General features: G+C 74.6%; 10 protein-coding genes. 7 read left to right on the top strand and 3 right to left on the bottom strand.

Annotated elements, in window-relative coordinates; translation table 11 throughout:
- Positions 1 to 31: 31 nt before the first annotated feature.
- On the bottom strand, positions 32 to 424 hold the full coding sequence (locus ACI79P_RS06875) for a TOBE domain-containing protein (protein ID WP_456580284.1): 393 nt from the start codon (positions 422 to 424) through the stop codon (positions 32 to 34).
- An 89-nt stretch (positions 425 to 513) separates the two neighbouring features.
- Between ACI79P_RS06875 and ACI79P_RS06870 the strand changes: the two genes are divergently transcribed.
- From ACI79P_RS06870 to ACI79P_RS06845, 6 genes are all read left to right on the top strand, one after another.
- The gene (locus tag ACI79P_RS06870; RefSeq protein WP_456580283.1) at positions 514 to 1770 is read left to right on the top strand and encodes a DUF2786 domain-containing protein; all 1257 of its coding nucleotides are present in this window, start codon (positions 514 to 516) and stop codon (positions 1768 to 1770) included.
- Positions 1771 to 2009: 239 nt separating this feature from the next.
- Complete coding sequence (locus ACI79P_RS06865) at positions 2010 to 3767, top strand: DUF222 domain-containing protein (RefSeq protein ID WP_456580282.1); 1758 nt, start codon at positions 2010 to 2012, stop codon at positions 3765 to 3767.
- A gap of 127 nt (positions 3768 to 3894) precedes the next feature.
- A complete protein-coding gene (locus ACI79P_RS06860) occupies positions 3895 to 5607 on the top strand; it encodes a RecQ family ATP-dependent DNA helicase (protein WP_456580281.1) in 1713 nt (570 codons plus the stop codon).
- Positions 5608 to 5723: 116 nt separating this feature from the next.
- Positions 5724 to 7379, top strand: coding sequence for a carbamoyltransferase family protein (locus tag ACI79P_RS06855; RefSeq protein ID WP_456580280.1), 1656 nt, complete (start codon positions 5724 to 5726; stop codon positions 7377 to 7379).
- Positions 7380 to 7522: 143 nt separating this feature from the next.
- Positions 7523 to 7972 (top strand): DUF4383 domain-containing protein, encoded by a 450-nt coding sequence (locus tag ACI79P_RS06850; RefSeq protein ID WP_456580279.1) that lies wholly within the window; start codon positions 7523 to 7525, stop codon positions 7970 to 7972.
- A 117-nt stretch (positions 7973 to 8089) separates the two neighbouring features.
- A complete protein-coding gene (locus tag ACI79P_RS06845) occupies positions 8090 to 9301 on the top strand; it encodes an acyl-CoA dehydrogenase family protein (protein WP_456580278.1) in 1212 nt (403 codons plus the stop codon).
- Positions 9302 to 9380: 79 nt separating this feature from the next.
- On the opposite strand, the gene ACI79P_RS06840 is transcribed toward ACI79P_RS06845, so the two are convergent.
- Both ACI79P_RS06840 and ACI79P_RS06835 read right to left on the bottom strand, forming a co-directional pair.
- Entirely contained in the window at positions 9381 to 9581 is a 201-nt protein-coding gene (locus tag ACI79P_RS06840) for a hypothetical protein (RefSeq protein ID WP_456580277.1), read from the bottom strand.
- A 73-nt stretch (positions 9582 to 9654) separates the two neighbouring features.
- Positions 9655 to 9873 (bottom strand): hypothetical protein, encoded by a 219-nt coding sequence (locus ACI79P_RS06835; protein ID WP_456580276.1) that lies wholly within the window; start codon positions 9871 to 9873, stop codon positions 9655 to 9657.
- A gap of 118 nt (positions 9874 to 9991) precedes the next feature.
- Between ACI79P_RS06835 and ACI79P_RS06830 the strand changes: the two genes are divergently transcribed.
- Positions 9992 to 10942, top strand: coding sequence for an acyl-ACP desaturase (locus ACI79P_RS06830; protein ID WP_456580275.1), 951 nt, complete (start codon positions 9992 to 9994; stop codon positions 10940 to 10942).
- The last annotated feature ends 11 nt before the right edge of the window (positions 10943 to 10953 follow it).

The following is a 10953-nucleotide window of genomic DNA, read 5'->3' as shown; positions in this document are numbered from 1 at the left end:
GCTCTGGGCGGCGCAGCTCCGCAGATGCGGACTACGGGACGTCGACGCTGACCTGGGTGGCCTTCACCGTCGCGACCGCCCGGACGCCCACGACCAGCCCCAGCTCGTCGGCCGCCTCGCGCGACATGAGGGAGACGACGCGGAAGGGCCCGGCCTGGATCTCGACCTGCGCCATGACGCCGTCGCGGAGGACGTTCGTGACGATGCCGGCCAGCCGGTTGCGGGCCGAGGACGGCGTCGTCCCGGGCTCCGGAGCCTCGCGCAGCTGCGTCGCCAGCCGGGCGAGGTCCGCGCCGTCGACCACCGCCGGCCCCCCGCCGTCCCGGCGCGCCGGGAGTCGGCCGCTGTCGACCCAGCGCCGCACCGTGTCGTCGCTGACGCCGAGCAGCGCGGCCGCCTCGGCGATGCGGTAGGTGGCGGCCACGGCCAGACCCTAGCCGCGGTTGTGGACGGCGGGCGTTCTCCACAGGCCGCTTCCCCGGGCCGTCGGCGGGGGCGGGGAGCATGCCGGGCGTGATCGACGACGCCTGGCTCGCAGACCTCCTCCGGCACCGCGCCGCAGTGCTCACCGACGCCCGGGTCGCGTCGGAGCTCGCGGCCACGCTCAGCAGCACCGGGCTGCCCCTCGACGACGGCGGCCCGGCCGGGCGGACCCTGCGCGACGCGCTCGACGAGACCTGGGAGCGCGGCTGGCAGCCGGCCGACGTCGCCCACGCCGCCCGGCGTCAGGCGGGCGCCGGATCGGTCCCGCTGGTCGTGGCGCTGATCGCCGAGCACGCCCGCCGCACCGACGCGGTCTCGCGGGCACCGGAGACCTGGGTCGGGCAGCTGCGGGAACTGGGGGCCCTGGACGTGGACGCCGGCGAGGGCGCCGCGGTCAGCGCCTGGCAGCGGGCCGAGCGCCGTCCGCCCGCCGAGGCGTGGCGCACCGTGCTGCAGGTGGCCGGGCTGCTGCGGTGCACGGCCCGGCTGGAGGTGCTGGTGCCGCCCCCGTCGCGGTGGGGTGCACCACGGCCGGGCGCCGACCGGCCGGCCGCGGGCGGCAACGGGCCGGCCGCGGGCGGCGACGGGCCGGCCGCGGGCGGCGACGACCGGGCGTTGCGGCGCATCCGCGCCCTGCTGGCCAAGGCCGAGTCCACCGAGTTCCCCGAGGAGGCGGAGGCGCTGACGGCCAAGGCGCAGGAGCTCATGACCCGGCACGCGGTGGATGCCGCGCTGCTCGGCGGTGGCGCGGCTACGGCCGTCGACGTCGACACCCGGCGGGTGCACGTCGCCGACCCCTACGCGCGCGCCAAGACGCAGCTGCTGGGCGCGGTCGCGGAGGCGAACGACGTGCAGCTCGTCTGGTACCAGGGTCTGGGCATCGCCACCCTCGTCGGCCTCCGGTCCGACCTGGACGCCGTGGAGCTGCTGTTCACGTCCCTGCTGCTGCAGGTCGCGCAGGCACTGGCCGCCGCGGAGCGGCAGGAGGGCCGCTCCGCGGCGCGGTCGTTCCGCCGCGCGTTCCTGCTCGGCTACGCGCACCGCATCGGCGAGCGGCTGGCCGCGGCGCGGCTGCGGGCGACCACGGAGGCGGGGGTGGAGCGGGGCGTGGACCTGCTCCCCGTGCTGCGGTCGCGGCAGGAGGCGGTGGCGGCCCGGACGGCCGAGCTGTTCCCCCGGGTCCGGTCCAGCCGCAGCCGGTCCTCGGTCGACGCGGGCGGGTGGCACGCCGGCCGGGCCGCGGCCGAGCACGCCGAGGTCGGGCCCCGGCGCTCCCCGCTCCGCTGACCCGTCGCCGGCCCCTGTCGCCGAGCCCGCTCGCCGCTCCCACTGGCCCCCGTTCACCCTTCCCGCCCGCCGTGACCACCTGACCCACCGCGACAGCCGGGGCCACGTTCCCGCGGGAACGCCCGAGGTGACACCCACCGCCCCTGACCCACCGCGCCAGCCGGGGCCACGTTCCCGCGGGAACGGCCTGCGCGGTCGACCTGCGGATATGTCGGACGCCGGGGCTAGTTTTCGGACATGTGTCCGAAGACGAGGTTGACGGCTCTGGTCACGAGACACCGCTGGACGAGCTCGCCCTGGCGATCACCAGCGGGGCGGTGCGGCTGGCGGCGGCGACGTCCACCTGGCTCCGGCTGGTGGCGGAGTTCGACGAGCGGGGCGGCTGGCACGGCGTCGGCATCCGCTCCTGCGCGCACTGGCTGGCCTGGCAGTGCGGCATGGGCCCCGGCGCGGCACGGGAGCACGTCCGCGTCGCCCGCGCCCTGCCCGGCCTCCCGCGGATCGAGGCGGCGTTCGCGGTGGGCCGCCTCTCCTACTCCAAGGTGCGGGCGCTGACCCGCGTCGCGGAGCCCGACTCCGAGGCGGCGCTGCTCGAGTTCGCCCTCACGGCCACCGCCTCCCAGACCGAGCGGTTCTGCCGCCAGTGGCGGCGGGTCGACGAGACGGCGGCCTCCGGAGGCCGGCCGGTCGAGCGCGAGCAGTTCTTCGAGCCCCGGTTCGAGGACGGCTGGTTCACCCTCCGCCTCCGCATGCCCGCCGAGGACGGTGCGGCGTTCATGGCCGCGGTCGACTCGCTGGCCGAGCGCGAGGCCCGCCGCGAACGAGCGCAGAACGAGAAGGCGGCGGCCGGGCACGAGGCGATCCGCGCGGCGGGCGGTGCCGTCGACCGGGCGGTCGCGGACCGCTGCGCCGAGGATGCCGCGGTCGGGCTGGCCCGCGAGCGCACCGCCGGCCGCCGGATCGCCGCCGTCACCGCCCTGGCCGAGGCGCGCACCGGCCTCGACCGCCGCCCGGGCGACCCGCCCCGGCGGGAGGTCGTCGTGCACGTCGACGCCGCCGTCCTCGCCGACGACGCCGCCGCGGGCCGCGCCCACTACGAGAACGGCCCACCGGTCACCGGCGCCCAGGCCCGCCGCCTGCTCTGCGAGGCGACCGTCGTCGCGATGATCGAGCGCGGTCGCGAGCCGCTGGCCGTGGGACGGCGCAAGCGGCGGGCGACCGCCCCGCAGCGCCGGGCCCTGCTGCGGCGGGACGGCGGCTGCGCGCGCCCTGGCTGCCCCGAGACCCGCCCCGAGCGCCTGCACGTCCACCACATGCGGCACTGGATCTTCGGTGGGCGCACCGACGTGACCGGCATGGTGCTCCTGTGCGACGTGGACCACGGTCTCGTGCACGATCAGCAGCTGGTGATGAGCCGACCCCACGGGACCCTGGTCGTGACCACCCCGGACGGGCAGCGCGTGTGGGGCACCGCCGACGCCGCCTTCGCCGGCGGGCTGCACGGCTCACCGCCCGACCCCACCCGCGGCGACGATCCCTACGCGGGCGTCCACCCGATCGACGCCACGGCCGGGCGACGCCCGTCCGACGCACCCCCACCACCCCCGACCGCGAGTGCGGCCGTGGGCGACCGGGACCTGGCAGCGACCCGGCTCAGGCCCGGCCCCCGCCGCCGCGGGGCGCCGGTCAACCGCAGACCGTCACCGGCCCACCCCGGCGGCGGGCCCGGCTCCCTGCACGCCCGCCCGCGAGGGGGCAGGAGAGGCGGTACGGGCGCAGCCCCGGGCACCCCGGCAGCCAGGAGCCTGATGACCGCCTCACGCGCGAAGGCGCGGCTGGACCGGGTCCTCTTCCCCGAGGGCCCGCCTGATCTGTCTACCCAGGGCGCGGCACCGCACGATCGGCTGGACATGGCGTGGGCGATCGCGGTCCTCATGGGCAACCGCGACCTCGTCCGCCGGCTGGCCGCCGAGGGAGGGCAGCCGATCACCGGCTGAGCAGCCGATGAGGGTGAGGCCCGCGCCGCCCTGGCAACGCGGTGCGGTCCGCTGCACCGTTCCCGCGGAAACGCGACGTGGGCCAGCGCACCGTTTGCCGCGGACCGCCGCAGGGGAGAGGCAGCCGGTGCCTCCCTCCCCCGAGCGGGACAACCCCGCCGGCGCCAGCGCCTCCGTCCGCACCCGCCGCATCCGCGAGTTCGCCCGCGAGGTGCTCGGCTACGACGACTTCCGCCCCGGGCAGGAGCGCGCCATGCAGGCCGTCGTCGGCGGGCGCGACACCCTCGCGGTGCTGCCCTCCGGCGCCGGCAAGACGGCGGTCTACCAGGTCGCCGGCCAGCTCCTCGACGGCCCGGTGCTGGTCGTCTCGCCGCTGATCGCCCTGCAGCGGGACCAGGTGGAGCGGCTGACCGAGCTGGAGGACCGCGCCGGCCGCGCCGCGCAGCTCAACTCCACCCTCTCGGCCGGCGACCAGCAGGAGGCGCTCGACGGCCTCGGTGACGGAACGGTCCGCTTCCTCTTCCTGGCCCCCGAGCAGCTGGCCAAGCAGGAGGTGGTCGACGTGATCGCCAAGGCGCGGCCCGCTCTGTTCGTCGTCGACGAGGCGCACTGCGTCTCGGCGTGGGGCCACGACTTCCGCCCCGACTACCTGCGCCTGGGCGGCGTCATCGACCAGCTCGGCCACCCGACGGTGCTCGCGCTCACGGCCACCGCGGCGCCCCCGGTGCGGGCGGAGATCGTGGAGCAGCTCGGCATGCGCGACCCCGCGGTGGTCGTCGCCGGCTTCGACCGGCCGGAGATCCGCCTGGAGGTCGACCACCACGCCGACGCGCGGGGCAAGCAGGACGCCGTCCTCGACCGGGTGCTCGCCGAGGTCGGCGACGGGCGCGGTCCCGGGATCGTCTACAGCGCCACCCGCCGGGGCACCGAGGAGATCGCCGCCACGCTCGCCGAGCGGGGCCTGCGCACGCACGCCTACCACGCGGGGCTGAAGAAGTCCGACCGCGAGGAGACCCAGCGGGCCTGGATGGACGACGAGCTGGACGTCGTCGTCGCCACCACCGCCTTCGGCATGGGCATCGACAAGCCCGGTACCCGCTTCGTCGTCCACGCCGAGCCCGCCGACTCGGTGGACAGCTACTACCAGGAGATCGGCCGGGCCGGCCGCGACGGCGAGCCGGCCCTCGCCGTCCTGGTCTACCGGCAGGAGGACCTGGGGCTGCGCCGGTTCTTCGCCGCGGGCGCCCCGGCCGAGGAGGAGCTGCAGCAGGTCGCCGGCCTGGTCCAGGCCGCCGCCGCGGCGGGCATCGACGACGGCGTCGACGTCAAGGCGCTGCGCGAGGAGACCGGCCGGGCCGCCACCCCCCTGGTGCGCGACCTCAACCTCCTCGAGCAGGTCTCGGCCGTCGTCCTGGACGAGGACGGCGCCGCGCACCCCGCCGACGGCGCCCCGCCGCCCGGCGAGGCCGCCGAGCAGGCCCGGGAGCTCGCCGAGCACCACGAGAAGGTCGACCAGTCCCGCGTGGAGATGATGCGCGGCTACGCCGAGACCACCGAGTGCCGTCGCCAGTTCCTGCTCGGCTACTTCGGCGAGCAGCTCGACGAGCCCTGCGGCAACTGTGACAACTGCTCGGCCGGCACCGCCCGCGAGCACGTCGCCACCGAGCCCGCGGACACCCCCTTCCCGGTGGAGACGCCGGTCGAGCACACCGAGTGGGGGCCCGGCGTCGTGATGCGGGTCGAGGACGACCGCCTCACCGTGCTGTTCGACGAGGTCGGCTACAAGACCCTCGGCCTCGCCGCCGTCCTGGACCACGACCTGCTGCGCCCGCGCGGCTGACCGGCCACCCGCTTCGACCTGCGGGACCGGCCGATCCCGCCCATGATCATCCGCAGGAGAGCGGGTCGACGCGCCTGGAGCAGACGGGGCACGGACCCGGGAGAAGGAGTGCACGCGTGAAGGTCCTCGGCATCAACGCGATCTACCACGACCCCGCGGCGGCGCTCGTCGTCGACGGCCGCATCGTGGCGGCCGCGGAGGAGGAGCGGTTCAGCCGCCGCAAGCACGGCAAGCGCCCGCTGCCGTGGAGCGCCTGGGAGCTGCCGGAGCTCTCCGCCGCGTGGTGCCTGAAGACGGCCGGCATCCGGCCCGAGGAGCTCGACGCCGTCGCCTACTCCTTCGACCCCGGCCTCATGACGACGCCGGAGGAGACCGGCCTGTTCGACGACGGCGACACCATGCGCAAGAAGTACGCCGAGATGGCGCCCGACTTCCTGGCGCACGCGCTCCCCGGCCTGGACCCGGCGAAGGTCCGCTTCGTCAAGCACCACGTCGCCCACGCCGCCTCGGCGGGCAAGGCGGCGCCACAGCGCGACAACGCCGTCCTCGTGCTCGACGGCCGCGGCGAGGCGCACAGCCACCTCGCCGGCCGGTACGTCGACGGGCAGCTGGAGGTGCTCGCCGGGCAGGCGCTCCCCCACTCCCTGGGCCTGATGTACGAGGAGCTCACCGACCACCTGGGCTTCCTGCGCAGCTCCGACGAGTTCAAGGTCATGGCGATGGCCTCCTACGGCAAGCCGCGCTTCCTCGGGGAGCTGTCGGAGCTCATCCGCGCCACCGACGACGGCGGCTTCCGCACCGAGAAGATCGACTTCGCCGAGTTCGCGCCGCGCCTGGCCAAGGACGAGCAGTGGTCCGAGGCCCACGCCGACCTCGCCGCCAGCGTGCAGACCCGCCTGGAGGAGGTGCTGGTCGACCTCGCCCGCTGGGTGCACGAGCAGACCGGCGAGAAGACCCTCACCATGGCCGGCGGCACCGCGCTGAACTGCGTCGCCAACACCCGCATCCTCGCGGAGAGCCCGTTCGAGCAGGTGTGGGTGCAGCCCGCCGCCGGGGACGCCGGCACCGCGCTGGGCGCCGCCCTCCACGTCGCCGCCGAGCTCGGCGAGCGCACCGAGCCGATGGCCGGCGCAGCGCTCGGCCGCGGCTGGAGCGACGACGAGATCGAGCAGGTCCTGCAGACGGCGGCGATCGACTACGAGTGCCCCGACGACGTCGCCGAGGCCGTCGCCGAGGTGCTCGCCGACAACGGCATCGTCGCCTGGTTCCAGGGGCGCAGCGAGTACGGCCCCCGCGCGCTGGGCCACCGGTCGCTGCTCGCCCACCCCGGCTTCGAGGCCAACCTCGAGCGGATGAACGACGTCAAGGGCCGCGAGCAGTTCCGCCCGGTCGCGCCGATGGTGCTCCTGGAGCGGGCTCCGGAGATCTTCAGCCGCGGGCCGATCCCCTCGCCCTACATGCTCTTCGTGCACGACGTCGCCGAGGAGTGGCGCGACCGCATCCCCACGGTCACCCACGTCGACGGCACGGCGCGGATCCAGACCATCGATCCGGCGACCGAGCCGCTGGTGCACCGCATGATCTCGGCGTTCGAGCGGCGCACCGGCCTGCCCGTGGTCGTCAACACCAGCCTGAACACCGCCGGCCGCCCGATGGTCGACGACCCGCGCGACGCCCTCGAGTGCTTCGGCTCGGCGCCGGTGGACCTGCTCGCGATCGGGCCCTTCGTCGTCCGCCGGTCCAAGGCGACGCCGCGCCCCGGGCGCGGCTGAGCCGGACGGCCGGGCCGTGTATCGGTTCGGCCACACCATTCCTTCGCCGGGGTGGCGGCCGTTATCCGGGCCCGAGCACGGGTAACGGCTCCTGGCAGTCACCTGTCAAGAACCTGGCAGGTCGGACGACCTAGAGGGAGGACATGATGTCTGCAACCCGCGGAAACACCGGCGCGGATCGACGAGGCCTGACCTGGCCGCAGATGCTCGCCGCGGCCATCGGCGCGATCTACCTGCTGGTGGGGATCGTCGGATTCTTCGTCACCGGCTTCGACGACTTCTTCGCGCACGACACCGACGAGACCATCCTCGGCTTCGAGGTCAACCCGTTCCACAACATCGTCCACATCCTGATCGGCGCGGCGGGCCTGGCGCTGTTCCGGACGCTGAGCGGCGCCCGCACCTACGGGTGGCTGCTGGCGATCGGGTACGGCGCCACGTTCGTCTACGGCCTGTTCGCCGTGGACCAGGAGTGGGACTTCCTGAGCCTCAACTGGGCCGACAACTGGCTGCACCTGGTCAGCGCCCTCGCCGGCCTGGTGATCGCCCTGGGTCCGGTGCGCAACGCCGTCGAGGGGCGCACGCGCACCTGAGCGACACCCCCGTCCCGAGCCGGGCTTCCGCACACGCGGGGCCCGGCTCGTGCCGTCCGGGGGGCTCCTCGGACCCCTGGTGCGACGCCGGTCACGCCCGCCGCTACCTTGCGGGGCATGGACTTCGCTCTCTCCGCCAAGGCCGAGGACGTCTGCGCACGCGCGTGGGACTTCATGCGGGAGCACGTTTTCCCCGCCGAGCCGGTCTACGACGCCTGGCGCGCCGAGCGCGGCCACGACAACCACGAGCACCCGCCCGTGCTGGAGGAGCTCAAGGCCGAGGCGCGCAAGCGCGGCCTGTGGAACCTCTTCCACCACGAGGTCGGCGGGCTCTCCAACCTCGAGTACGCCTCGGTCGCCGAGATCACCGGCTGGTCGCCGGTCATCGCGCCGGAGTCGATGAACGTCGGCGCCCCGGACACCGGCAACATGGAGACGCTCATGCTCTTCGGCACGCCGGAGCACAAGGAGCGCTGGCTGAACCCGCTCCTCGAGGGCGAGATCCGCTCGGGCTTCGCGATGACCGAGCCCGACGTCGCGTCGTCGGACGCCCGCAACATCCAGACCTCGATCGTGCGCGACGGCGACGAGTACGTCATCAACGGCCGCAAGTGGTGGACCTCCGGGGCCGCCGACCCGCGCTGCCAGATCTTCATCGTCATGGGCAAGACCGACCCCGACGGCCCGCCGCACCGCCAGCAGTCGATGGTGCTCGTCCCCCGCGACACCCCGGGGCTGGAGATCATCCGGCACCTGCCCGTGTTCGGGTACCAGGACCAGCACGGCCACTCCGAGCTGCGGTTCACCGACGTCCGGGTGCCGGTCAGCAACATCCTCTCCGGCGAGGGTGACGGCTTCATGATCGCCCAGGCCCGGCTCGGCCCCGGCCGCATCCACCACTGCATGCGCGCCATCGGCATGGCCGAGCGCGCGCTCGCGCTGATGGTGGAGCGCAGCAAGAACCGCGTCGCCTTCGGCCGCCCGCTGGCCGAGCAGGGCACCGTGCGGGAGGCGATCGCGCTGTCCCGGATCGAGATCGACCAGGCGCGCCTCTACGTGCTGAAGACGGCGGACCTCATCGACAAGTACGGGGCCAAGGGCGCCCGCACCGAGATCTCGGCCATCAAGGTCGCCGCCCCGAAGGTCGCGCTCGACGTCATCGACCGCGCCATCCAGGTGCACGGCGGCGCCGGCGTCAGCAACGACACGGTGCTGGCCCGCTTCTACGCCAGCGCCCGCACCCTGCGCATCGTCGACGGCCCCGACGCGGTGCACATCCGCGGCGTGGCCAAGGAGGAGCTGGCGCGGGAGCGCCCCTTCTCGGGCTGAGAGAGGACCTGGCTGCCCCCGACCGCTCGCACGGTCGCGGCGGGCCCCTGCACCGGGGCCGCCGCGACACCTCGTGGGCTCAGGGCGTCAGCGTCGTCCCGAAGCCGCCGCCGGCGAGCTTCGCCATCAGCTGCGTGCGGTCCAGCCCCACCTCGGCGAGCGCGTCGCCGTCGCGGTCGGTGTCGATCTGGTCGGAGAACCGCTGCTCCACCTTCTCCGCCGTGTCGTTGTCCCCCTCGGTACGCAGCACGCGCACCAGCTCCGTCTTGTCCAGCTTCACGGGTCCTCCTTCGCCGTTCCCTGGGCTCGGAGTGTGGTGTGGATCACCCGGGCGCGCAACGGCGGGCCCGCGCTCAGCCCCGGGTGGCGCGCCGGACGAGGTACGCGCCCACGGCCGCCAGCACCACGGCCACCGCGAGCTGCGCGATCGCCACACCGGTCTGGTCGCTGGCGAACCAGGTGGGCGTCGAGACCAGCAGCACGACCGCGACCCCCAGCACGAGCAGGCCGACGAGGCGCTCCCGGCGGCGGGACGTGGGCGACGGAGGACGGCCGGGCTCGGGCGCTGACATGCCCCCAGCCTGCCAAAGGCGTAGCGGCACGCCGGACGGGGAACCCTGGTGGGGACCCGACCCCGGCCGCGTCGGCGTAGGTTGCGACGACGCAGGTCGAGCCGACCCGGAGGTCCCCATGCCGCAGACGTCCCCGCAGGCAGCCGTGCTCACCGAGCTCGAGCCCGTGGTCGCCGAGAACCTCGACCGGCACATCAGGATGGCCAAGGAGTGGCATCCGCACGACTACGTCCCGTGGGACGAGGGGCGGAACTTCGCCTTCCTCGGCGGGGAGGACTGGTCCCCGGAGCAGTCCCGGCTCGACGCGACCGCCAAGGCGGCCATGTTCGTGAACCTGCTGACCGAGGACAACCTGCCCAGCTACCACCGCGAGATCGCCACCCGCTTCGGCCGGGACGGCGCCTGGGGGCAGTGGGTCGGCCGCTGGACGGCCGAGGAGGGGCGGCACGGCGTCGCGCTGCGGGACTACCTCGTCGTCACCCGCGGGGTCGACCCGGTCGAGCTCGAGCGCGCCCGGATGGACTACATGACCACCGGCTACGACTCCGGCGACAAGTCCCCGCTCGAGGCCGTCGCCTACGTCTCGTTCCAGGAGCTGGCCACGCGGGTCTCGCACCGCAACACCGGCAAGGCCACCGGCGACCCGATCGCGGACAAGCTGCTGGCCCGCATCGCCACGGACGAGAACCTGCACATGATCTTCTACCGGAACCTGGTGACGGCGGCGTTCGACATCGACCCGGACGAGACGATGAAGGCCGTCGCCAAGGAGGTCATGACCTTCGAGATGCCCGGCGCGACCATGGCCAACTTCCGCAGGAACTCCACGATCATCGCGAAGGCCGGCATCTACGACCTGCGGCTGCACCACGACGAGGTGGTCAGCCCGATCCTGCGCACCTGGAAGGTCTTCGAGCGCAGCGACCTCGGCCCCGAGGGCGAGCGGGCCCGCGAGGAGCTCGCCGGCTTCCTGACCGGCCTGGACGCCGAGGCCACCCGGTTCGTGGAGAGCCGCGAGCGGATGCGCGCCCGCTTGGCGGCCAAGGGCGAGGTCCCGGTCCAGGTCTGACGAGGGCCTGC

The organism is Blastococcus sp. SYSU DS0510, from assembly GCF_054050835.1.
This window is presented reverse-complemented; position numbering and strand designations above follow the sequence as displayed.

Coding starts and splice junctions, on each gene's coding strand:
- ACI79P_RS06850 (WP_456580279.1), top strand. CDS start 7,523: ATGATGTCTGCAACCCGCGGAAACACCGGCGCGGATCGACGAGGCCTG.
- ACI79P_RS06845 (WP_456580278.1), top strand. CDS start 8,090: ATGGACTTCGCTCTCTCCGCCAAGGCCGAGGACGTCTGCGCACGCGCG.
- ACI79P_RS06835 (WP_456580276.1), bottom strand. CDS start 9,873: ATGTCAGCGCCCGAGCCCGGCCGTCCTCCGTCGCCCACGTCCCGCCGC.
- ACI79P_RS06830 (WP_456580275.1), top strand. CDS start 9,992: ATGCCGCAGACGTCCCCGCAGGCAGCCGTGCTCACCGAGCTCGAGCCC.